Origin of the sequence: Glaciibacter kafniensis, from assembly GCF_039538945.1 — a bacterium.
Classification (GTDB): domain Bacteria; phylum Actinomycetota; class Actinomycetes; order Actinomycetales; family Microbacteriaceae; genus Cryobacterium; species Cryobacterium kafniensis.
The window spans coordinates 614,352-637,951 of record NZ_BAABCN010000002.1 but is presented as its reverse complement, the minus strand read 5'-3'; the positions used below and the strand labels follow the sequence as shown (position 1 = coordinate 637,951).

The window sequence follows — 23,600 nt, the reverse complement described above, 5'->3', positions numbered from 1 at the left end:
ACGTTCACAACTTGTGGGTGCCTATTCGGCAGCCACCACAATGTTGACGACCTTGCGGCCGCCCTTTGCGCCGAACTGTACCGAGCCCGCTTCGAGAGCGAACAGGGTGTCGTCGCCGCCACGTCCGACGTTCACGCCGGGGTGGAAGTGGGTGCCACGCTGACGAACGATGATCTCGCCCGCGCTGACAACCTGACCGCCGAAGCGCTTCACGCCGAGGCGCTGTGCGTTGGAGTCACGACCGTTGCGAGTGGAACTCGCGCCTTTTTTGTGTGCCATCTGTACTTCTCCTCAGGCCTAGGCGATGCCGGTGATCTGAACGCGTGTGAGCTCCTGACGGTGCCCCTGACGCTTCTTGTAACCGGTCTTGTTCTTGAACTTCTGGATAACGATCTTCGGGCCGCGGAGGTCGTTGAGAACCTCGGCGGTGACCTTGACGTCGGCCAGTGACTTGGAGTCAGTGGTGATCTTGTCGCCGTCGACGAGAAGCACAGCGGCCAGCTCGACGATGCCGTCCTTGTCAGCCTTGATTCGGTCCATCGTAACGATGGTTCCGACCTCTACCTTCTCCTGCCGGCCACCGGCGCGCACAACTGCGTAAACCACTTTAACGTACCTATCTCTGGGGAGCCGGGGGGTCCCGATTCCTATTGTGGAAAGTCACTGGGATGAACGAGCCAGACTGACTCATTGCTTTTCAGAAAACCTTGGCGAAAGCGCGGACCTAAACGTCCAACACACGCCAAGGGTCAACTTTAGCGGTACAAATGCCCCTCGGTCAAACCGACGCACATCCGTAGAATTCGATGATGACCGTGTTGATCGACAAACCACTGTGGCCCGCGCACAACACGCTCTGGTCTCATCTTGTCAGTGATTCCTCAATCGAGGAACTTCACGCCTTCGCGGCGCAGAACGGCATCCCACAGCGCGCGTTCGATCTCGACCATTACGACGTGCCCGAAGCCCGCTACGAGGCGCTGGTGGCCGCTGGGGCGCTTCCCGTGGGCATCCGTGAGCTGGTGACCCGACTCGCAGCGAGCGGTCTGCGCGTCTCGGGCAAACAGAGATCGGGCAAACACAAAAAGGCGGGCCCGTGAAAATCACGGACCCGCCTCTGTTCGTTTCGACGAATTAGGAGTTCTTCGCCTCAGTCGACGGGGCAACGACCGGCTGCGCCGTCTGAGTCGAGCCACCGGCAGTGCTGACACGACGGCTGCGTGAACGGCCCTGTCCCGGCTGCTTGGGCTCAGGAAGAGCGTCGAGCACCGAGTCGAGCAGCTGGTCGGTGACCTGCTTGCTCACCGTGCGCTTGCCACGCTGCGACTTGCGCACCGGGATGTCGAGAATCTCCACCGACCCGGTTTCGACGGCGACGTCGGCCGGAGCGGCAGCAGCAGCAGCTTCCGTCGAAGCAGATGTCGGAGCGGATGCCGGAGCGTCGGGCGTGGTGGCAGCCGCGGTCGGCGCCACGGTGGCGGCCGGCGCTGCACTGACAACCGGCGCCGCGCTGACAACCGGCACCGAGCCCGTGTGGGTGTGCGGAATGGTGCTGGCCGCGATCAGGGCGAGAGCGTGCTTGGCATCCTCGGTGATTCCGTGGGTGCCGTTGCCCGCCTTGGCCGCGTCGGCGTGCGGGGCCGACGAACCGTTGCCGCCGTTGCCGTTGCCACCGTTGCCGGACCCAGAGTTGCCGTTTCCGTTGCCGGAGTTGCCGTTGCCACCATTGCGGTTGTTGTTGCCGCCGTCATTGCCGCCGTTGCCGTTGCCCGACTTGGAGCGCGGGCGACGTTCGAGGCTCGGCTGCGCGGTCTGGCGGTGCTTGATCACGGGGTCGTGGTGAACGATGATTCCGCGGCCGGCGCAGACTTCACAGTTTTCGCTGAACGACTCGAGCAGGCCGAGACCCAGCTTCTTGCGCGTCATCTGCACGAGTCCGAGCGAGGTGACCTCGGCGACCTGGTGCTTGGTGCGGTCACGGCTCAGGCACTCGATCAGGCGACGCAACACGAGGTCGCGGTTCGTCTCGAGCACCATGTCGATGAAGTCGACGACGATGATGCCGCCGATGTCGCGCAGGCGCAGCTGGCGAACGATTTCTTCGGCGGCTTCGAGGTTGTTCTTGGTGACGGTCTCTTCGAGGTTTCCGCCCGAACCGACGAATTTGCCGGTGTTGACGTCGACGACGGTCATGGCCTCTGTGCGGTCGATGACGAGCGAGCCACCAGACGGCAGCCAGACCTTGCGGTCGAGCGCCTTCTCGATCTGCTCCGAAATGCGGAACTCGTCGAAGGCATCCTGCGTCGGGTTGTCGTACTTCTCGACGCGCTCCAGCAGGTCGGGGGCGACCTGACGCAGGTAGCTCTCGATGACCTCACGGGAGTCTTCGCCCGAGATGACCATCTTCTGGAAGTCCTCGTTGAAGACGTCGCGCACGATCTTGATCAGCAGGTCGGGTTCGCTGTGCAGCAGCGCGGGGGCCTGCACCGTGTCGACCATCTTGCTGATGACGGCCCACTGCGCGGTCAGACGGTTCACGTCGAGCGTCAGCTGCTCGTCGGTCGCGCCTTCGGCAGCGGTGCGCACGATAACGCCCACGTTGTCGGGGAGTACCTCTTTGAGGATCTTCTTCAGGCGTGCGCGCTCGGTGTCTGGCAGCTTGCGGCTGATCCCGTTCATCGAGCCGTTCGGAACGTAGACCAGGTAGCGGCCGGGCAGCGAGATCTGACTGGTCAGACGCGCACCCTTGTGGCCGACGGGGTCCTTGGTCACCTGCACGAGAACTTTGTCGCCCGGCTTCAGGGCGAGCTCGATGCGACGCGCCTGGTTGCCGGTCGTTGAGTTTTCGGCTGCGGCATCCCAGTCGACTTCACCGGAGTACAGAACCGCGTTGCGTCCGCGTCCGATGTCGACGAATGCGGCTTCCATGCTCGGAAGCACGTTCTGCACCTTGCCGAGATAGACATTGCCGATCAGCGATGCGTCTTGGTTCTTGGCGACGTAGTGCTCGACGAGCACGCCGTCTTCGAGAACGCCGATCTGAATCTTGTTGTGCTTGGCACGCACGACCATCGACCGGTCGACCGATTCGCGACGGGCCAGAAACTCAGCCTCAGTGATGACCGGACGTCGGCGTCCAGCGTCACGGCCGTCGCGACGGCGCTGCTTCTTGGCTTCGAGGCGGGTGGAACCCTTGATGCGCTGCGGCTCGGTGATGAGCTCCGGCTCACGCGGGGTGCGCACCTTGACCACGGTGTTCGCCGGGTCGTCACTGCCTGACCGGCCCTCATCGCCGGAACGGCGACGGGCGCGGCGACGAACTGTCGACGACTCTTCGTCGTCGTCATCGTCACGACGCGAGCTCGCGCGCGGTGGCAACGGCAGGATGTCGGGGGCCTGGAAAAGCAGCGACGTCGTCGGTCGGCGCACCGGGGCGACGGTCTCGGCATCGGCGGTCGTTTCATCGGTCACGGTCACGCCCTGGTTCGCATCGGGGGTCGGCTTGTCAGCCGACGCGGCGGCGGCCACAAATGCTTGTGCCACCGGATCGTGCTCAATGATCACAGCACCAGGCTGAAGGTCGAGAACCGGCGGGGCCGGGGCTACCTCAGGCTGCTGCTCCACGGGAACGGCCGGTACTGTTTTGCGTGCTGATTTGCGCGTGCCGAAGAGGCCCTTGCGCTTCTTGATTTCGTTGTCTTCCACCATCACTGGTGTGCTCCTTGACCGGTCTGGGCAACCGCGCCGCCCATCCGGGTACTCTCTCGTGCGGAGTTGCCGCTCACGCGTCTCCCCCGCGAATCCTATTTTTTACTCTGCAACCGGCTCTTGGCTCTGGCTGCTAATACCTTTGGTCGTGGGACCAATGAATCTGGGCGATTACAGCCCATTAAGCCTTCTCTGGCGTCTGCTTGAGCGCGGCTCAAGCGACTTCCTCGATTATCGCATGCAAACGTGAGATCGTGCGCGCGCCGCATGACATAATCCCAGGGTGTCCCTCAGTGAACTGTCCAGGCGCCCGCGCGGCCTTGCCCTTTTTCTCATCATCGCCGGCGTCATCGGCTTCGGCGCCGCGTTCGCGCTGACTCTCGACAAGATCCATCTGCTGGAGAACCCCGATGCGCAGCTCTCCTGCAATTTCAGCGTTCTGATCGGCTGCAGCACCAACCTCGCATCGTGGCAGGGATCACTCTTCGGGTTCCCGAATCCCTTGATCGGGATCGCTGCCTGGAGCGTTGTGATCACCATCGGCATGGCGATTCTCGCCGGGGCGATCTTCAAGCGTTGGTTCTGGATCGGTCTGAACGTGGGAGTGACCGGAGCATTGGTGTTGGTGATCTGGTTGATCATTCAGAGCATCTACGTGCTCGACGTGCTGTGCCCCTGGTGCATGGTGACCTGGGCCGTGACAATTCCGACCTTCTTGGCCGTGACGCTGTACAACCTGAAATCCGGACATATTCCGGTTCCGGCATTCTTCAGGCGCCGCGCGGAAATCGCGTACTCCTGGATCTTCGTGATCACGATCGGCTGCTACATCGTCGTCGCGATCTTCGCGCAGCTGCAGATGGACTTCTTGCACCGCCTGTAGAGCATCGGTGAGCGGATGCCCCCCTCGCGGGCGGTGTCCAACGCGCGTGGCGGCAGAGAACGCGCGTGGCGCGGCAGGCATCCGGGTCATTCTGAGCGGCGCGGGTCGTGTGCCGCCACGCCGGTTGGCCCCGACGCGCGCATCGGCACCCGACCCGCGCATCGGCACCCGACCCGCGCCCAGCACTGAGAGTCGCGACAGCGCTGGGCGCTGAGAGCGCTGAGAGCGTCTGTACTGCTAGGTCACGCAGCCGGGAGGATGTCCGCACCCCGTTGGCCGAGCGGCCCCCATTCGACGGAGAATCCGCCGGTTTCGAGGCTGAATGGCCAGCATGGTCGGTGTGTCGCGACAAATCTCCGTCGAATGGGCGGAGAAACGAATGGGCGACATGGTGAGTGGGCGGCTCGGAATCTGTCGCAGATTACTGCGCGAGTTGTCACAGATGGCCCCTTCGGGTGCTCGCAAGGGGCCATCTGTGACAACTCGCGAGATCGACCGGCTCAAATACCGGCCTCAACGAGGAACGAGCTTGTGGAGACCCGCGAACGGGTTCTCGACAAGCTCGATCAACTGATGCGCCCCATCAACGGATGCGCCCGATGAACGGATGCGCCCGATGAACGAATGCGCGATGGACGGATGCGCCCGATGAACGGATGCACCCGAATCAGCGCAGACGACGGCTGGCTACTTGAACCAGAGCTCAAGCTCGCGGGCCGCCGACTCGGGCGAGTCAGAACCGTGAACCAGGTTCTGCTGAACCTTGAGGCCCCAGTCGCGACCCAGGTCGCCACGGATGGTGCCGGGCGCCGCGGTCGTCGGGTCGGTCGTGCCGGCCAGAACACGGAAACCCTCGATAACCCGGTTGCCCGCGACTCGGATGGCGACGACCGGGCCGCTCTCCATGAACTCGACCAGCGGGATGTAGAACGGCTTGCCCTCGTGCTCGGCGTAGTGAGCGGCGAGCAGCCCGCGGTCGGCCTGGATCAGTTTGATGTCGACCAGGGAATAGCCCTTGGCCTCGATGCGACGCAGGATCTCGCCGGTCAGGTTGCGGGCGACGCCGTCAGGCTTGACCAGAACCAGGGTTTCTTCGATCTGGGTACTCATGCGATCTCCTTCTGATGATCTATTCTCGAGCCGTTGACCATGCAGTAGATCCACATGGCGGCAAAAATTGCGCCAATGAAAAACATCACCGGATTGAGGAATCCGGACAGGACGATGATCGCCTGAATTGCCCAGCCGACCGCGTACGCCCACTCGTACTGCAGCAGCGCGACGGTGGCGAGCATGATCACGCAGAGCAGCGCTCCCCCGCCGAGGGCGAGCACGGGAGGAAGGGCGCCGAGCCCGAAGAACACCAACGCGGCTAGGAACACCACGATCGTTTCGAAGCCGAGCACGATCGACGCCAGTGAGCGTTTGACCGAACGGGGCCGAGCCGGACGGGATGCACCGGCAGCGCCGTTAGCGCCGTTAGCGCCGTCTCCTGAGCTCACTTGGCCATCCAATCGTGTGACTCGGCGACGGCGATCGCCTCACCGATGAGGGTGATCGACCCGGTGACAACGACGGCACGCCGCGGTACCTCGCTGGCCCAGTCGCGTGCGACGTCGAGTGCCTCTGCGATGTCACCGTGACGGAATGTGGTCTCGTCACCGGTCAGCTCAGCAACCTGGTCGGCGAGTTCGTCGACGGCGATCGCCCGCTCGGAGTGTGACTGCGTGACGTAGAAGCGTGTCGCCATCGGCGCGAGTGCCGTGATGATTCCGGCCGCGTCCTTGTCGGTGAGCACACCGAGCACCACGGCGATCTCGTCGAAGTCGAAGTAGCTGCCGACGGCCTCGACCAGTGCCGCTGCCCCATGGGGATTGTGCGCGGCATCCACCAGCACTGTCGGCTCGATTCCGACCAGCTGCAGTCGCCCGGCCGAGTTGGCGGTGGCGAGCCCTTCGGCGAGCAGGTCGCCGACGAGCATCTGTGTGCCGGCACCGAGGAACGATTCGACGGCGGCGATCGCGACAGCCGCGTTCTGCGCCTGGTGCGTGCCGTACATCGGCAGGAAAATATCGGAGTAGGTGCCGGCGAGACCGCGCACCGAGATCAGCTGCCCGCCGACGGCGATCTTCGAGTCGAGAAGCTCGAACGCATCGCCTTCCGCCGAGAACCGTGATTCGGTCAGTTCGGCGGCACGCTTGAGCTCGCTCTCCACGTCGCTGCTCTGCTTGGCCGACACGATTGCCGCCGACGGCTTGATGATCCCCGCCTTCGTGCGGGCGATCTCGGCGGTGGTGCTGCCGAGACGGTTCATGTGGTCGAGCGCTATCGGGGTGAAGACGGCAACCTGGCCATCTGCGACGTTCGTGGAATCCCACTCGCCACCCATTCCGACCTCGACCACCGCGACATCCACCGGCGCGTCGGCGAAGCAGGCGAAGGCCAAGGCCGTGAGCGCTTCGAAGAAGGTGAGCGGCTCATCGCCGGCGGCGATCAACTCGGCGTCGACCATCTGCAGGTAGGGCGTGATGTCTGCCCAGTTCGCGGCCAGCGCCTCGTCGGCGATCGGTGCACCGTCGATGACGATGCGCTCGTTCAACCGCACCAGGTGCGGGCTGGTCATCAGACCGGTGCGCAGTCCGTAGGCGCGCAGGATGCTCTCGGCGATGCGGCTGGTGCTGGTCTTGCCGTTGGTGCCGGTGATGTGAATGATCGGGTACGAGGTCTGCGGGTCGCCCAGCAGGTCAAGCACGCGTCGGGTCGGCTCGAGACGCGGCCGCGGTGCAGACTCACCGACACGGGCGAGCAGCGCGGTGAGCACGGCATCCCCTGCCTCGCGCCAGTCGTCGTTCAGTTCGTCAGGCTCTGAATTGTCAGACATTGAAAAGTCCGTTCTCTCGGGCCACCGCAACAATCAGCGGGCCCTGGTTGACGTAGTGCTCAGCGTCGAAACGCACGTAGTGTTCGACGACCGCTCCGGTGACCGAGTAAAGCCACTCCGACGGCACGGTGTTCGCGACGGCTGCCGCGTCGAAACCGGTCGAGGCGCTGTGCACGGTGAAATCGACGGCCAGGGTCTCCCCCGCCACGTCAACGCTCACGGCGCGGGCAAACGAATCTGCGTCGTCCTGGTTGAAGAAGATCAGGTCGAGACGGATGCGGTCGCTCACCTCGAAACCGGCAGACTTGCGGGTGTCCTGCACGCCACGGATCACGTCGCGGGCGAAGCCCTCGGACTCCAGCTCCGGCGTGGTCACGGTGTCGAGCAGGGCGAATCCGCCGCCGGGGAGCAGCGCGAGGGCCGCATCCGCCGCGCCGGCATCCTGGCTGGTCGCCAAGGCCAGCTCATACTCGCCGGCTTGCAGCTCGATGCCACCGGCGGTGACGACACCGTCGACCTCGCTCCAGTCGCCCGTGCGAGCGGCCTTGATGACCTGCTGAACGTTCTTGCCGAGACGGGGTCCGGCTGCACGGGCGTTGACCGTCAGCTTCGAGGTGATGCCGTAGGCGGCAGCACTGTCGTCGGCGAGCTCGACCAGGTCGATGTTCTTGACGTTGAGCTCTTCGCGCAGGATCGCGTCGAAGGGAGCCAGAGCCTGGATGTTCGCGGTGACGACGGTCAGGTTCGCCAGCGGCAAACGCACGCGCAGGCCGGCCTGCTTGCGCAGGGAGAGAACCGTCGAACTGATCGCACGAACCTGGTCCATCGCGGTGACGAGTGCAGCATCGGCCGGGAACGCCGACGCGTCAGGCCAGTCGGTCAGGTGAACGCTGCGCCCACCGGTCAGACCCTGCCAGATGCGCTCTGAGATGAGCGGCAGCAGCGGGGCGGCGACCCGGGTCACGGTTTCAAGCACCGTGTAGAGCGTGTCGAACGCATCGCTGCCGGTGCCGTCGGCGGCGACGCCGTCCCAGAACCTGTCGCGGGAGCGACGCACGTACCAGTTGGTCAGCACGTCGGCGAAGTCGCGCAGGCGACCGGCGGCCAGTGTGCTGTCCAGAAGCTCGAGGTCGTTGCCGACCTCCTCGACCAGGTCGCGGGTCTTGGCGAGCAGGTAGCGGTCGAGCACATCGGTCGAGTCGGTGCGCCACGTGGCGGTGTAGCCGTCGTCGCCCGAGGCGTTGGCATAGAGCGAGAAGAAATACCAGGTGCTCCAGAGCGGCAGCATGACCTGACGCACGCCCTCACGGATGCCTTCCTCAGTGACGACGAGGTTGCCACCGCGCAGAACCGGCGAGCTCATCAAGAACCAACGCATCGCATCGGAGCCGTCGCGGTCGAAGACCTCGTTGACGTCTGGATAGTTGCGCAGCGACTTCGACATCTTCTGGCCGTCGCTGCCGAGCACGATGCCGTGGCTGATCACGTTCTTGTAGGCCGGGCGGTCGAACAGCGCCGTCGAGAGCACGTGCATCACGTAGAACCAGCCACGGGTCTGCCCGATGTACTCGACGATGAAGTCGGAGGGGTTGTGGCTGTCGAACCATTCCTGGTTCTCGAACGGGTAGTGCGCCTGGGCGAACGGCATCGAACCGGAGTCGAACCAGACATCGAGCACGTCGCTGATGCGGCGCATGGTCGACTGACCGGTCGGGTCGTCGGGGTTGGGGCGGGTCAGCTCATCGATGTACGGGCGGTGCAAGTCGGTCGGGCGCACGCCGAAGTCGGCTTCGAGTTCGTCGAGCGAGCCGTAGACGTCGATACGGGGGTACTCGGGGTTGTCGCTCTTCCAGACCGGGATGGGCGATCCCCAGTACCGGTTGCGGCTGATCGACCAGTCGCGGGCGTTAGCGATCCACTTGCCGAACTGACCGTCTTTGACGTTGTCGGGAACCCAGTTGATGTCCTGGTTCAACTCGACCATCCGGTCGCGGAACTGGGTGACACGCACGAACCAGCTTGAGACGGCCTTGTAGATCAAGGGATTGCGGCAGCGCCAGCAGTGCGGGTAGGAGTGCTCGTAGCTGGCCTGACGAATCAGGCGCCCCTCGGCCTTGAGCAACTGGGTGAGCGGCTTGTTGGCGTCAGACCAGAGCAGCCCGGCCACCTCGGTGACCTCTGGCAGGAACTTTCCACCGTCGTCGAGAGAGAGGATGACGGGGATGCCGGCGGCCTCACAGGCTTTCTGGTCTTCCTCACCGTAGGCAGGCGCCTGGTGCACGATGCCGGTACCGTCGGCGGTGGTGACGTAGTCGGCGATCAGGATCGTCCAGGCGTTCTCGGTGCCCCACTCGGCGGTGTCGGCGTAGTAGTCGAAGAGGCGGTCGTAGGAGACGCCCTCCAGTTCACTGCCCGTGACGGTGCGGGAGACGGCGGCGAGTGCCTCTTCTGCGCTGTCGTAACCCAGGTCCTTGGCGTAGTTGCCGACAAGGTCGATGGCGAGCAAGTACTCGGCGCCGAGTACCTCTGTCGCACCACCGGAGTGGGCAACCGCGTCGTCTTCACGCAGCACGGTGGCGTCGGGGGTGCCGTTCGGGCCGGCGGGAACCACGGCGTAGGTGATGGTCGGACCGACGGCCAGGGCGAAGTTCGTCGGCAGGGTCCACGGCGTGGTCGTCCACGCGAGAGCGCGCACGGCCGTCAGGCCGAGGCTTTCGGCCTTGGTGCCGACGAGCGGGAAGGTGACGGTGACGGTCTGGTCCTGACGCATCTTGTAGACGTCGTCGTCCATGCGCAGCTCGTGGTTGGACAGCGGGGTCTGGTCGCGCCAGCAGTAGGGCAGCACCCGGTACCCCTCGTAGGCGAGGCCCTTCTCGTGCAGCTGCTTGAACGCCCAGATCACCGACTCCATAAAGGTGATGTCGAGCGTCTTGTAGTCGTTGTCGAAGTCGACCCAACGCGCCTGGCGGGTGACGTACTCCTGCCACTCGCGGGTGTACTTGAGCACCGATTCGCGGGCGACCTCGTTGAACGCGGCGAGGCCCATCTCCTCGATCTCGCTCTTGTCGGTGATGCCGAGCTGCCGCTCGGCTTCGAGTTCGGCGGGCAGACCGTGGGTGTCCCAGCCGAAGCGACGGTGCACCTGCTTGCCGCGCATGGTCTGGAAACGCGGGAACAGGTCTTTCGCGTAGCCGGTCAGCAGGTGGCCGTAGTGCGGCAGGCCGTTCGCGAAGGGCGGCCCGTCGTAGAAGACCCACTCAGGGGCGCCTTCGCGGATATCAATGGATGCCTGAAAAGTGCCGTCTTCTTTCCAGAAGGCAAGAACCTCGGTTTCGATCTGGGGAAAGTTCGGCGAGGCGACGACGCCAGGCTGAACGCTCTGGCCGAATGCGTTCGTCGAGCCAAGGGCGGGCTGGGAACCGTCCGCGGGCTTCGAGCCGTCGGAGGGAAGTGGGGGGGTCTGACCCTGTGGGTACGTCATGGTTCTCCTGGACGAGTGGGCTCTGCAGCCCGTGTTCCACGAGGACGAACGTCTCTCGCCTCGAGAATCGCCGCGGTACCACCTCGCTTGCCGCCAGCTGGCCCACCTTCGGACCAGTCGACGACCGCTTATTCACCGGCTATGACGGGCCAGAACCGTTCGGCTCTACTGAAAACAGCGCCGAAGCGACGTTTCGTTCTACCGAAAACTCCCCGGTGATGGCCGGATCAGTGTCGTTGAGCATCAATTCTAGCGTGTCGGCAGCAGGGGCCGGAATCCGTCACAGACCGGACTGAGCGCAGCGTCGAGAAATGGAACCAGGCTGCCGCGCGCAACGCCGGCTCCCGCCCAGGCGAGGGCAGCCGCACAGCTCGCGGCGAGCGCCGCCACCGCGAAGGCCTGGGCAAGCAGGTCGCCCTCCTGTCGCCCAGCCGCCCGCTCGACGGCACGGGTGAGCACTGCACCGTGAGTGGTGAATCGGGAGAGCGCTGAAGCCTGCAACTCCAGGGTGGTTCCCATCAGCTCGGTCTGGGTGAGCGCCCAGGGCACGTCACCGGCGGGAATGCCCCCGGCGAGCGCGAGCAATGCGTGTCGGATGGCGTCGGTCGGCTGGGTCGCCTGTGCCGTCCCCCCGGCGAGCGCCGCCTTCAACGCGCTCGGCAGAGCCAGCAGCCAACTGTCGACCTCCACCCAGAGCAGATCGCTCTTGGCCGGAAAGTAGTTGAAGAACGTGTTGCGACTGACACCGGCACGTCGGGTGATCTGCTCGATTGTGGTGCTCGCGTAGGTCTGCTCGAGAAACAGTTCGGCCGCCGCTTCTTGCAGCATGGCGCGTGATGAACCGCGGGGTCGCCCCGCTTTGCTCACGTCACTCTGGTTCATGGCTTCCTTCAGCTGGCTCTACGATAGAAAGAGTTCCCTAGTTTTTGGGCTGAGCCCAATAATTGCACATGTTGGTCGATGAGAAAGAACACAGATGCGCACGAACCCTGTCAGTGCCGCCGGCGCTGCCCCCCGACTTGCCAAGCCCCTCACCGCAGTCGCTGCGATTGCCATCGCAGCACTCGCTCTGACCGGATGCACAGCGCCCAGCCCGCAGACGGCATCCGGCAGCCCGCGCACGGGTGGCACTCTCACCTATGCTTCTGGCGATGCCGAGCCGACCTGCCTCGACCCCCACGTCGGTGGCAACTACCCGCAGGCTCTGCTCAGCACCCAGTTCTTGGAGTCCCTCGTCTCGCGCGACAGCGATGGGGAGATCGTGCCCTGGCTGGCGAAGTCCTGGACGACCAGCGCCGACGGTTTGACCTGGGAATTCACGCTCGCGCCCGACGTGACATTCACAGACGGCACTCCGCTCGATGCAGCCGCCGTACAGGCGAACGTGGCTCACCTGCAGGATCCAGAAACCGGGTCATCGACCGGCTACCTCGCCCTGGGCAAGGTCGTCTCCACTGAGGCGGTCTCCCCCGACGTGGTGAAGTTCACCCTCAGCGAGCCAGACAGCGCCCTGCTCGAGTCGTTGTCACAGCCGTGGCTCGCCATTGAGTCGCCCACCGCGCTGAAACGCAGTCAGGACGACAACTGTGCAGCCCCGGTGGGCACCGGTCCGTTTGTGGTGACGAAGTGGGTGAAACAGAACGCCGTCACGCTGACCCGCAACGACGGCTACAACTCTCCCCCGGCCGATGCCACGAACACCGGACCCGCGTATCTCGACAGCATCACCTGGCGCTTCATCCCTGAGTCGGCATCCCGCTATGCCGCCCTGCAGGCCGGCGAGGTCGACGTCATCGACAATGCCCAGCCCGACACGATCGTGCAGGCCGAGAAGAGCGGTTCACTGCAGCACCTCGACGCCCCGCGCCCCGGGGCCTCCAACCGCATCGAGTTGAATTCGGGCAAGCCGCCGTTCGACGATGTGCGCGTGCGGGAGGCGTTCATCCGCTCCGCCAACGTCGACGACGCAGTGGCGAGCCTGTTTCAGGGAACGGCGACCCGCTCCTACTCCGCCCTGTCGAGCGTCGAGCCCCTCGCCGTCTCAGAGCCGAAGCTGTTCGGCTACGACCAGAAGGCAGCTAACGCATTGCTCGACGCGGCCGGCTGGACCGAGCGCGACGCCGACGGCTATCGCGTCAAAGACGGCGCGCGGCTGAGCGTTCAGTTTCCGGTCAGCACCAACCAGTCGATTCCGGCCGAGCAGTCGCTCTTCGAGCAGATCCAGGCGACGGCGAAGCAGACCGGGTTCGAGGTTGTGCTCGAACCGATGGATCTCGGCAGCTGGTATGCAGCCCTGGGCGCCCACGAGTACAACGCCGTGAGCGCGCCGTACACGAAGGTCGGACCCGATGTGTTGCGGATCCTCTACCACTCGAGCGGAATCATCCCGGCGCCGAGTGGCTACTTCGCCAACAACGCGCAGGTGAACGACCCGAAACTCGACGCCCTGCTGACACAGGCCGGTCAGGTCTCTGACCCCGGCGAGCGCAAGACACTCGAGACCGATGCGCAGAACCTGATTCTGGCCGGGTTCTACATCCTGCCGCTCTACGACCAGCAGAACCACTTCCTGTTGCGCTCCGACGTCGAAGGCGTGCGGGCCATGCCCACCGTGTCGACTCCGACGTTCCAGGGTGCGTGGCTGAACCGGTAGCGAACGAATGGGGAGAGATCGTGTGGGGATCAATCGGGTACTGATCACCCGCGTGCTGGTGAGCCTCGCCGGCGCCATCGGCGTGCTCTGGGCCGTGGCAACCCTGACCTTCTTCGCCGTGCGCCTGATTCCGGGCGACCCGGCCCTGGCCCTCCTCGGTGGGCCGGGGTCGCAGGCCTCCCCCGAGGCTCTCGCCCTCGTACGCGCCGAGAACGGGCTCGACCAGCCGCTCTTCATTCAGTACCTGATGCAGTTGGGGAGGCTGGCGACCGGTGACCTCGGGCGCTCCTACGCGTTGAATCAGGATGTCGCCCAGGTGATCCTCCCCCAGCTGGTCGGCACACTGACCCTGGCGATTCTCTCGCTCGCCGTCGCCTGGGCCTTCTCCCTCACCGTCACGATCTGGTCGACCAGGGGCGGCCGGATCGCCGCGTCGATCGGTTCTGGACTCGACGTGATCGCCGCTGCGCTTCCTCACTTCTGGTTGGCGACATCCTTGATCATCGTCTTCAGTCTGTGGCTCGGGGTTCTCCCGCCGATCAGCACCGGCACCCCGGCGGGCTTGGTGCTGCCGGTGCTGGCATTGGCGATCCCGTTGGCCGGTTTTCTCAGCCAGATCATGCGTCCCGCCCTGCTGACCGCCCTCGAATCGCCGTTTGTGCTGTCGGCTCGGGCACGGGGCGAGAGCGAGGGCGGGGTGAGACGGTTGCATGCGATTCGTCACGCGGCGGTTCCGGCGATCAGCCTCACCGGCTGGGCCTTCGGTTCTCTCATCAGCGGCGCCGTCGTGGTCGAGACGATCTTCGCCAGGCCAGGGCTCGGCCGCACCCTGCTGAACGCGGTCACTGCTCGCGATGTGCCGGTGGTCATCGGCGTCGTGATGATCGTCGCCGTCGCCTACATTCTGGTCACGCTGGCCACCGACGCGGCGACGCGGCTGGTCGATCCTCGCGAAGCCGAGTCCGGACGGGCGGCGCGCTCATGAGTGAACTCGGTATTCAGACCGGTATCGGCCAGTCGAGTGTCGACCGGTCGACCCGCGGGGCGATCCCCCCGCTGTGGGGAACACGTGTCGGTGTCGGCGAGGTGCTCGCCGGGGTGTTTGCACTCCTGCTCGTTACTGCCGCCTTCGTGCCCTGGCTTCTGGCGCCGGCCGATCCGCTCGCCATCGATCCGCTCTCGGCATTCGCGGTGCCCTCGCCGGCTCACTGGTTCGGCACCGACGAGTCGGGGCGGGATGTCTACACCCGGGTGGTACACGGAGCCGCAAGCTCACTGCTCATCGGCACCCTGGCGACGGCGATCGGGCTGGGTCTCGGCATCGTGTTCGGCACGGTGGCGGGAATGAGCGGCAAGGTCATCGACTTCACGCTCAACCGGTTCTTCGAGGTGCTCTTCGCATTTCCCGGACTGCTGCTCGCCCTCGTCGTGATTTTGATCTTCGGCCCCGGCGTCGCCACGGCGACCATCGCGGTAGGTCTGGCGACGGCACCCGGGTATGCCCGCATTATCAGAGCCCAACTGATCACCGTGAAATCTGGGGCATTCATCGAGGCCGCCACCGTGCTCGGACACAGCCGTGCACGCATCCTGCGTCGCCACATTCTGCCGAACACCCTCGCCCCCCTCTTCGTGCTGGCTACCCTGGGCCTCGGTCAGGCCATCGTCTGGGCGGCCGCCCTCAGCTATCTGGGCCTCGGCGCCGCACCGCCAGCCGCCGAATGGGGCGCCATGCTCTCGGCCGGGCGCATCTACCTGGGTTCGGCCTGGTGGATGAGCTTCTTCCCCGGACTCGTCATCGTGCTCACCGCCGTCGCCGCCACCGCACTCGGCCGCAGCATCGAACGAAGGATGCGCCACGCATGACCCCCACGCGCGTTTCTGAATTCCACAAGCCCACTTACCCGGCTCTTGCCGTATCGGTGCAGAACCTGCAGGTCGGTTTCGCCGGTTCGTCGGGCCGGACCGGGCTGACCGAGGTTGTGCGCGGCGTCTCGTTCGAGGTGCGCCCCGGCGAGTGCCTCGCGCTCGTCGGCGAATCAGGCTCGGGAAAGAGCGTCACCGCCCGCAGCCTGCTTGGCCTGGCCGGCGCCAGGGCCCAGGTGCGCGCAGACACGCTGGAGTTGAATGGTTCGAGCGTGCTCGGCCTCTCCGACGCGGCGTGGCGCCGTCGACGCGGCCGCGACATCGGCCTGGTGTTGCAGGATGCGCTGGTCTCACTCGACCCGCTGCGCACCGTCGGACGAGAGGTCGCCGATTCCCTGCGCCTGCACACCACGCTGAGCGCGGCCGAGCGGGCCGACCGGGTGGTGGAGCTGCTGCGCCGAGTCGGCCTGCCCGATGCCGGGCTGCGTGCCGCCCAGCTTCCCGGCACGCTGTCGGGCGGGCAACGTCAACGCGCGCTGATCGCCTCGGCGATTGCCCTCGACCCGCCCGTGCTGATCGCCGATGAACCGACGACGGCGCTGGACGTGACGGTGCAGGCCCAGATCCTCGATCTGCTCGCCGAACTCACCGCTGCTGGAACCGGCCTCCTGTTGATCAGCCATGACCTGGCCGTGGTGAGCAGAATCGCTGACCGAGTCGCTGTCTTTCACGACGGGCGCATCGTCGAAACGGGGGCGACCGCCGAGGTGCTCGGTGCACCGTCGCATCCGGTGACTCGACGGATGGTGCAGGCGGTTCCCGTGGACAAGCCGCGCGGGAGCAGGCTCAGCCCGGCTCGGCTTCCCGTGACCGCCCCCCTGCCACCACGCTCTGACGCGCTCATTGACGCAACGGATTTCGTGCCGCATGTCGCGCCGGAGGTTGTGCTCGAGGCGATCGACCTCGTCGCCGGATTCCGGGGGCCAGACGGCCAACGCCGGTTAGCCGTCGATCAGGTCTCCTTCACGCTCCTGCGCGGCGAGACCCTCGGGCTCGTCGGTGAGTCAGGCTCCGGCAAGACCACCACGGCTCGTCTGGCCCTGGCCCTGCGCAGTCCAGACTTCGGCCAGGTGCGCCTGTTCGGCCAGGACTGGAGCACTCTGACCGAGAAACGCCGCCTGCCGCTCCGCCCCCGCATCGGGGCGATCTACCAGGATGCCCTCGGTTCGTTCGATCCGCGCTGGAGTGTCGGCGACATCCTCAGCGATGCGCTCGCCGTCTCTCGCACTGTATCGCGCTCCGTATCGCGCTCCGAGCGGATGGGTCATACCCCGGTACCGACGCCGGCGCGCTCGCCGGCGCCCTCGCCGACGCCCTCGCCCAGCGAGCTTCTCGACTGGGTCGGCCTCTCCGCCACCGTGCTCGCACGGCGGCCACTCGAGCTCTCCGGCGGCCAGCGGCAACGGGTCGGCATCGCCCGCACCCTGGCTTCCCGCCCCGAGATCGTGATCTGCGACGAACCGGTGTCTGCCCTCGATGTCGGTGTGCAGGCCCACGTGCTCGACCTGCTCGACGATCTGCAACGCGAGTTGGGCCTCAGCCTGCTCTTCATCTCCCACGACCTCGGCGTCATCCAGCACGTCAGTGACCGCGTGGCGGTGATGCAGGGCGGCGAGATTCTCGAGATCGGGCCGACCGCGCAGGTGCTGACGAACCCGGCTCATGCCTACACGCAGAGCCTTCTCGAGGCGGTTCCACGCCTCAACTGACCAGCACCTGACCGTCGGCGTACGGCCCGTTCGGGGGGATCCGGTAGATTGGGTTCTCTCAGATCAGGCACCTCACCATCGACACGGTGCCGCCTATACGAACCGGAGAGTCATGTCCAGCGCCGACCGCGTCCCCGAAAAGCCCGCCCTCGAAGGGTTGGAAGCCAAGTGGGAGTCCGCCTGGGAAGGCCAGGGAACCTACCGGTTCAACCGTGAAGCGGCGCTCGCCGCCCGCGATGCGGCCTCGACTGGCTCAACGGGCCCGACTGCAGTCGGCACCGGCGCCGTCTTCTCGATCGACACCCCGCCGCCCACCGCATCCGGTTCGCTGCATATCGGCCACGTGTTCTCGTACACCCACACGGACGTCGTCGCCCGCTTCCAGCGCATGCGCGGCCAGAACGTGTTCTACCCGATGGGCTGGGACGACAACGGTCTGCCCACCGAACGCCGCGTTCAGAACTACTACGGCGTGCGCTGCGACCCGTCGCTCCCCTACGACGCCGAGTTCGTTCCTCCGCATGAGGGCGGCGACGGCAAGAGCATCAAGGCCGCCGACCAGAAGCCGATCAGCCGTCGCAACTTCATCGAACTCTGCGACCGCCTCACCAAAGAAGACGAAAAGCAGTTCGAAGCGCTCTGGCGCACCCTGGGCCTGAGCGTCGACTGGACCCAGACCTACCGCACCATCGGCCACGAGGCACTCTTCACCTCGCAGCTCGCCTTCCTCGGCAACGTCGAGCGCGGCGAGGCATACCAGGCCATGGCCCCGACGCTGTGGGATGTCACCTTCCGCACCGCCGTCGCGCAGGCCGAGCTCGAAGACAAAGAGCAGCCGGCCTCCTACTACCGCGTGTCGTTCGAGAAGACCGACGGCGGCACCATCGAAATCGAGACCACGCGTCCCGAACTGTTGCCCGCCTGTGTCGCCCTGGTGGCGCATCCTGACGACGAGCGCTACAAGCCGCTCTTCGGCACGACGGTGCGCACGCCGCTCTTCGATGTCGAGGTTCCGATCCTCGCCCACCACCTCGCCCAGAAAGACAAGGGCAGCGGAATCGCAATGATCTGCACCTTCGGCGACGTGACTGACGTTGTCTGGTGGCGTGAACTCGATCTGCCGAACCGCGCGATCATGGGCTTCGACGGCCGCATCATCACCGAGGCACCCGACGTCATCACCTCAGACGCCGGCATCGCCGCGTACGCCGAGCTGGCCGGCAAGACCGTCTTCTCGGCCAAGGCCGCCGTTGTCGAGCAGCTCAAGGCCAGCGGCGACCTGATCGGCGAGCCCCGCTCGATCGTGCACCCGGTCAAATTCTTCGAAAAGGGCGACAAGCCCCTCGAAATCGTGTCGACCCGCCAGTGGTACATCCGCAACGGCGCCCGCGATGAGGCCCTGCGCGCTCGCCTGCTTGAGCACGGCAACGATCTCGAATGGCACCCCGACTTCATGCGCGTGCGCTATGAAAACTGGGTCAACGGTCTCACCGGCGACTGGCTGATCTCGCGTCAGCGCTTCTTCGGTGTTCCGCTGCCCGTCTGGTACCCGCTCGACGCCGACGGCAACCCGGTCTTCGACGAGCCGATCGTCGCCACTCGCGAGATGCTGCCGGTCGACCCGTCGAGCGATACCGCTCCCGGCTACACCGAAGACCAGCGCGGCGTCGCAGGCGGTTTCCGCGGCGAGGTCGACGTGATGGACACCTGGGCCACCTCGTCGCTCACCCCGCAGCTGGCCGGCGGCTGGGAGCGCGACCCCGAGCTCTTCGACTTGGTCTACCCGTACTCACTGCGCCCACAGGGCCAGGACATCATCCGCACCTGGCTGTTCTCCACCCTGCTGCGCGCCGAGCTTGAGCACGGCAGCTCGCCGTGGAAGCACGCGGCGCTCTCCGGCTTCATCGTCGACCCCGACCGCAAGAAGATGTCCAAGTCCAAGGGCAACGTCGTCACGCCGGCCGGAATGCTTGAGCAGCACGGTTCGGATGCCGTGCGCTACTGGGCAGCGTCGTCTCGCCTCGGCACCGACGCCGCGTTCGATCCGCAGAACCCGACCCAGATCAAGATCGGCCGTCGCCTTGCGATCAAGATCTTGAACGCGTCGAAGTTCATCCTCGGTTTCGAGGGTTCGGCCGATGCCGCCATCACCGAGCCGGTCGATGCGAGCATGCTCGCGAACCTAGCCGCTGTCGTCGACACCGCGACCGCCGCGTTCGCGAACTTCGACCATGCGCGCGCTCTGGAGACCACTGAGAGCTTCTTCTGGACGTTCTGCGACGACTACCTCGAACTCGTCAAGGAGCGTGCATACGGTGAGAGCGGTGACGCACAGGCCTCGGCCGTCGCCGCGCTCCGCACCGCGCTGTCGACGCTGCTGCGCTTGTTCGCCCCGTTCGTGCCCTTCGCCACCGAAGAGGCCTGGTCGTGGTCGAATGACGAGTCCGTGCACCTGGCCTCCTGGCCGGTCGCTGCCGAGCTTCAGACCGGTGAGACGAGCGGCAACCCCGCACTTCTCGACTTGGCCAGCCGTGCGCTGACCAACATCCGCCGAGCGAAGACGGATGCGAAGGCGTCGCAGAAAGCTGCAGTCGAGTCCGCGCTGATCACCGGCCCCGCCGACGATATTGCGCTGCTCGAACTCGCGTCCGCAGACCTTCAGGCTGTGGGCAGAATCAATGAATTGTCATTTGTCGCTGGCGGCGAGTTGGCTGTTACAGATATCGTGCTCGTCACGGTGTCAGAAAGTTAGGGGAACCGGATGTCTGTACAGATACGCGCGCTGGGCGACAAGGATTTCTTTTCTTGGCTGGGTCTTTTCGAGGGCTACAGCGAGTTCTACGAGAGCGAGCTGACCGATGAGAAGGCTCTGCAGGTGTGGAGCTGGATCATCGACAAGAACCATGTGCTCGATGGGGCTGTTGCTCTCAACGAGGCGGGTGACTTCATCGGCCTGGCTCACTACCGCTCAGTTCCTGACACGCTGAGCGCGACGAACAAGCTGTTTCTCGACGACCTGTTCGTCGCGGAAGATGCACGCGGTCACGGCGTCGGACGAGCACTGATGGTGTTCGCCCAGGACTACGCGCGGGCTCACAAGTTGACTGAGATTCAGCTCATCACCGCGGCCGACAACTCAACGGCGCAGATCCTGTACGACGAGATGGGAACCCGCACCGAGTGGGTCACCTACGAGATTCCGGTCTAGACGTCATGCAGTTGGGAACACGCTGGCCCATCGGCGACCCGGTGCCCTCCGGATTGCCGCACGTGGTCGAGATCGCCGTGCAGGCGGTCGAAGAAGAATTGAAAGCGATCGGCGAGGACAACAGCGCCTGGCGTTGGACTCTGACCTGGCTGGAGAGCAAGCCGGTTATCGAACTCGATGACGGCACCGTCATTCGGTATAACCCGAGCGAGGACAGCGCGACGATCACGCAGCCCATGGGGCCGTCTGACGACGAAGAGGACTGGGTCTAGCGCATTCCCCGCGGGCGACCGGTCGTCACTCGGCGCTCCACAGCGACGCCAGACCGATTCCTCCCGCGATGCTGATGGCGGCCAGATTCAGGCCGTGAGCCGGAATTCCGGGGCGATGCTGCTGCGCGCGGTGCTGCTGAAGCAAGCGCAGCACGAGCATCGCTCCGGACGCGCCGAACGGATGTCCCAGCGCCAGCGCGCCGCCCTGCCGATTCGCTGCGTTCTCCGACACCCCGATCAGATCGAGCGACGCGAGCACCTGCGCGGCAAACGCCTCGTTGAACTCGACGCGGCCGAGGTCGTTCCCCCGCAGGGCGTGCCGCTCCAGCAGTGCCTTGGCCGCTTCCCCTCCGCCGATGCCCAGATAGTTCGGGTCAACGCCCACTGCGATGTCATCGACGAATCGCAGATAGTGGGTGTGGCCGGAGGCTGCCGCGTCGGCCAGGCTCGTGACGAGCACCACCACGGCGCCGTCCGCGTCGGCGCAGGAGTTTCCGGCCGTGACGGTGCCGCCCGCCCGGAACGCGGCAGGAAACCGGCCGAGAAGCTCTGGCGTCAAGCGGCGCGAGCCTTCGTCTCGCTCTGACATCGTCGCGACGGTGACGAGTTCCTCGGTGAAGTCACCGGCATCGATGGCCGCGGTTGCCAGCCGATGGCTCCGCAACGCGAAGGCATCCTGACGAGCGCGATCGATGCCGTACCTGTGCGCGACATTCTCGGCGGCCACGCCCATGTCGGGGTCTCCGATCATCGTCGGAGAAAAGGCCGGGCGATCGAAGAAGTCGGGGTGCGCGGGTTCGGATGTCAGCCGGTGGGCGCGCAACGGCGCGGTGCTGCAGCTCTCCACGCCTCCAGCGAGGTACCGGGTTCCGGCTCCTGACGCGACCAGTCTGCAGGCCAGCATGATGGCTTGCAATCCCGACCCACACTGCCGGTCGACGGTGAGGCCCGGAATGGTTTCGCCCAGTCCCGCCTCGAGCGCGGCAAGCCGTGCGACATTGCCGCCGCCGCCCACCGCATTTCCGATGATGACATCGTCGATGCGTGCCGAGTTCGGGCTCACACCGTGGTCGGCGCGGCCGCTTCGCCGGTCGCCGGCCAGCGCCTCGGCCGCGACGGCCGCGAGCACGGGCGCCAACAGCTCGGCCGCACTCACCTGCCGGTGCATCCCGTTCTTACGGCCAAAGGCCGTCCGTCGGCCGAAGACGACCACCGGCTCCCGGTGTGGGTCGAGCGCACGGCCGGGGCCACTTTCGCGACTGAACTTGTCGCGACTAAAGGGTTCTGACACGGGGGTCCCCATCCAGGATCCAGCGGGCGAGCAGATTCCTGCTCAACTTGCCCGACGTGGTGAGCGGCAGTTCGGTCATGGCGTAGTAAGTGCGCGGTCGTTTGGGAACCGTCAGTGCCGCTCGGCAGGCGTTGCGCAGCGCAACCGTCATGTCTGCATCCGTCATGTCTGCATCCGTCGTGTCAGCATCCGTCGTACCAGGCTCAGCCGCGACACCGTCGGGCAGGAGGATGGCTGCAACGAGCCGGTGGCCGCGGCGCGGGTCGGGCAGACCGGTGACGAGGGCCGTGCGCACACCGGGCACGGAGTGAAGCGCCGCTTCAACCTCGTGCGGGTAGACGTTGTGCCCGCCCGTTATGATCATGTCGGTTCGACGCCCCAGAAAGTGCAGCACGTCGTCATCATCGAGGTAGCCCTGATCTCCAACGGTGCACCAGTCGCCCACACGCTGGAACGCCTCGCCGTCGTCGCCCCAGTCATACCCGTCGCAGACCAGCCGACTGCGCACTGCAATACTTCCGCTCTGCCGCTGACCCAACGCATGGCCCTCGTCGTTCTGGATGCGTACCTCCACACCGGGAAAGGCTGTGCCGACTGCTGTCGCCCGGTCGTGGGGAAAGCGGGCCTCGCTGCGTGCGCCATCGTCGGGTCGGTGTGCACTGGCGGCGACAAAGCCGAGTTCCGCAGCACCGTAGTACTCGAAGATGGTGGCGTTCGGCGCCCAGCGGCGCAACAAGGCGAGGGTCTCCCCCTGCAGCTTCGACCCCGCGCTGACGATGCTGGTCAGGCCCGTTCCCGGTGCGCAGTCGGCGCCACCGTCAGCCGCTCCGTCTGCGGAGAGCGCCCGCTCGGCGATCAGCTGCAAAGCCGATGGCACTGCGACGACCCGGGTGATCGAGTTCTTGCGCAGACAGCGCAGCGCTGCGCCAACGTCGAAGGAGGAGAGCCCGAACAGGGCGGCGCCGGTGTAGAGCGATTCGCAAAGTGCATAGAGGGTCAGGCTCGACGAGAACGGGCCAGGGGCGAGCGTGCGGTCATCGCGGGTGAGCCCGAAAACGTCGGCGCTCGCCTCGAAGGAGAGCTGCCAGGATTGCCGGTTGCGAGTGAAGGCCTTCGGCACGCTGGTCGTGCCCGACGTGAAGCCGTAGAGAAAAACCGAATCCCCGGGGCCGTCGCTCAGAACCGGCGCGTGCCGGCGCGATGCGGGGCCGGTGTCAGCTGTCGCCGGTTCGATCGCTGCAACCGCGCTCAGCTGCCGATCGACGGCGGAACGCACCGGAACGGGCCAGCCTGGATCGAGCACGGCGCAGCGCGAATCGTTCGCCACCCCGGCAGCGAACTGCACAACGAAGTCTGTACCGTTCGGGAGCGCGAGCGCCGTGATACGGGAGGGCTGCGTGCGCTGATCGCAAACGAGCTGGGCCTCGGCCGCGTCATGCAGCTCGCGAAAGCTCAGCCGGTGGCCGTCAACGTCGATGGCTGTCGCATGCGGAGTGAGTTCGGCCCACCGCTGGAGTCTGTCGAGGAATGGCATCAGTTTCCCAGCGTACCCGCGCGTCGATCGAGAGTGCTCTACCGCGCACTACCC

General features: G+C 65.6%; 19 protein-coding genes. 9 read left to right on the top strand and 10 right to left on the bottom strand.

What is annotated here, in order from left to right:
- Positions 1-21: 21 nt before the first annotated feature.
- Positions 22-279 (bottom strand): 50S ribosomal protein L27, encoded by a 258-nt coding sequence (gene rpmA, locus ABD791_RS03445; protein WP_092323831.1) that lies wholly within the window; start codon positions 277-279, stop codon positions 22-24.
- A gap of 18 nt (positions 280-297) precedes the next feature.
- Positions 298-606 carry a 50S ribosomal protein L21 gene (rplU, locus tag ABD791_RS03440; protein WP_345062297.1) on the bottom strand — a complete coding sequence of 103 codons (309 nt, stop codon included), beginning with the start codon at positions 604-606 and terminating at the stop codon, positions 298-300.
- Between the two features lie 203 nt (positions 607-809).
- Here rplU and ABD791_RS03435 point away from each other — a divergent pair, with 203 nt between their 5' ends.
- On the top strand, positions 810-1,100 hold the full coding sequence (locus ABD791_RS03435; protein WP_345062295.1) for a DUF4031 domain-containing protein: 291 nt from the start codon (positions 810-812) through the stop codon (positions 1,098-1,100).
- 34 nt (positions 1,101-1,134) lie between these two features.
- Here the strand turns inward: ABD791_RS03435 and ABD791_RS03430 are convergent, their stop codons facing one another.
- Positions 1,135-3,708 (bottom strand): Rne/Rng family ribonuclease, encoded by a 2,574-nt coding sequence (locus ABD791_RS03430; RefSeq protein WP_345064471.1) that lies wholly within the window; start codon positions 3,706-3,708, stop codon positions 1,135-1,137.
- Positions 3,709-3,991: 283 nt separating this feature from the next.
- Here ABD791_RS03430 and ABD791_RS03425 point away from each other — a divergent pair, with 283 nt between their 5' ends.
- Complete coding sequence (locus ABD791_RS03425) at positions 3,992-4,591, top strand: vitamin K epoxide reductase family protein (RefSeq protein ID WP_345062293.1); 600 nt, start codon at positions 3,992-3,994, stop codon at positions 4,589-4,591.
- Positions 4,592-5,278: 687 nt separating this feature from the next.
- Here the strand turns inward: ABD791_RS03425 and ndk are convergent.
- From ndk to ABD791_RS03400, 5 genes are all read right to left on the bottom strand, one after another.
- Positions 5,279-5,701, bottom strand: a complete 423-nt coding sequence (gene ndk / locus ABD791_RS03420) for a nucleoside-diphosphate kinase (RefSeq protein WP_345062291.1) — start codon at positions 5,699-5,701, stop codon at positions 5,279-5,281.
- The gene (locus tag ABD791_RS03415) at positions 5,698-6,093 is read right to left on the bottom strand and encodes a DUF4233 domain-containing protein (protein WP_345062289.1); all 396 of its coding nucleotides are present in this window, start codon (positions 6,091-6,093) and stop codon (positions 5,698-5,700) included. Before ABD791_RS03415 ends, ndk begins: the two co-directional genes overlap by 4 nt.
- On the bottom strand, positions 6,090-7,472 hold the full coding sequence (locus tag ABD791_RS03410; protein WP_345062287.1) for a bifunctional folylpolyglutamate synthase/dihydrofolate synthase: 1,383 nt from the start codon (positions 7,470-7,472) through the stop codon (positions 6,090-6,092). The genes ABD791_RS03415 and ABD791_RS03410 overlap by 4 nt, the downstream gene beginning before the upstream one ends.
- Positions 7,465-10,953: an isoleucine--tRNA ligase gene (gene ileS, locus ABD791_RS03405; RefSeq protein WP_345062285.1), complete on the bottom strand. Its 3,489-nt coding sequence runs from the start codon at positions 10,951-10,953 to the stop codon at positions 7,465-7,467. The genes ABD791_RS03410 and ileS overlap by 8 nt, the downstream gene beginning before the upstream one ends.
- 249 nt (positions 10,954-11,202) lie before the next feature.
- Positions 11,203-11,835, bottom strand: a complete 633-nt coding sequence (locus ABD791_RS03400; protein ID WP_345062283.1) for an acyl-CoA-like ligand-binding transcription factor — start codon at positions 11,833-11,835, stop codon at positions 11,203-11,205.
- Between the two features lie 94 nt (positions 11,836-11,929).
- Here ABD791_RS03400 and ABD791_RS03395 point away from each other — a divergent pair, with 94 nt between their 5' ends.
- The 7 genes from ABD791_RS03395 (at position 11,930) to ABD791_RS03365 (ending at position 20,721) form a co-directional block, all read left to right on the top strand.
- Complete coding sequence (locus ABD791_RS03395; RefSeq protein ID WP_345062281.1) at positions 11,930-13,606, top strand: ABC transporter substrate-binding protein; 1,677 nt, start codon at positions 11,930-11,932, stop codon at positions 13,604-13,606.
- A gap of 22 nt (positions 13,607-13,628) precedes the next feature.
- Entirely contained in the window at positions 13,629-14,591 is a 963-nt protein-coding gene (locus ABD791_RS03390; RefSeq protein WP_345062279.1) for an ABC transporter permease, read from the top strand.
- The gene (locus ABD791_RS03385; RefSeq protein WP_345062277.1) at positions 14,588-15,472 is read left to right on the top strand and encodes an ABC transporter permease; all 885 of its coding nucleotides are present in this window, start codon (positions 14,588-14,590) and stop codon (positions 15,470-15,472) included. Before ABD791_RS03390 ends, ABD791_RS03385 begins: the two co-directional genes overlap by 4 nt.
- On the top strand, positions 15,469-17,241 hold the full coding sequence (locus ABD791_RS03380; protein WP_345062275.1) for a dipeptide ABC transporter ATP-binding protein: 1,773 nt from the start codon (positions 15,469-15,471) through the stop codon (positions 17,239-17,241). Before ABD791_RS03385 ends, ABD791_RS03380 begins: the two co-directional genes overlap by 4 nt.
- 112 nt (positions 17,242-17,353) lie before the next feature.
- Positions 17,354-19,993 (top strand): valine--tRNA ligase, encoded by a 2,640-nt coding sequence (gene valS / locus ABD791_RS03375; RefSeq protein WP_345062273.1) that lies wholly within the window; start codon positions 17,354-17,356, stop codon positions 19,991-19,993.
- Positions 19,994-20,002: 9 nt separating this feature from the next.
- Positions 20,003-20,449, top strand: a complete 447-nt coding sequence (locus ABD791_RS03370; protein WP_345062271.1) for a GNAT family N-acetyltransferase — start codon at positions 20,003-20,005, stop codon at positions 20,447-20,449.
- A gap of 5 nt (positions 20,450-20,454) precedes the next feature.
- On the top strand, positions 20,455-20,721 hold the full coding sequence (locus ABD791_RS03365) for a hypothetical protein (protein ID WP_345062269.1): 267 nt from the start codon (positions 20,455-20,457) through the stop codon (positions 20,719-20,721).
- 25 nt (positions 20,722-20,746) lie between these two features.
- Here the strand turns inward: ABD791_RS03365 and ABD791_RS03360 are convergent, their stop codons facing one another.
- Both ABD791_RS03360 and ABD791_RS03355 read right to left on the bottom strand, forming a co-directional pair.
- Positions 20,747-22,012, bottom strand: a complete 1,266-nt coding sequence (locus ABD791_RS03360; protein ID WP_345062267.1) for a thiolase family protein — start codon at positions 22,010-22,012, stop codon at positions 20,747-20,749.
- Complete coding sequence (locus tag ABD791_RS03355; protein ID WP_345062265.1) at positions 21,996-23,546, bottom strand: class I adenylate-forming enzyme family protein; 1,551 nt, start codon at positions 23,544-23,546, stop codon at positions 21,996-21,998. Before ABD791_RS03355 ends, ABD791_RS03360 begins: the two co-directional genes overlap by 17 nt.
- Between the last annotated feature and the right edge of the window lie 54 nt (positions 23,547-23,600).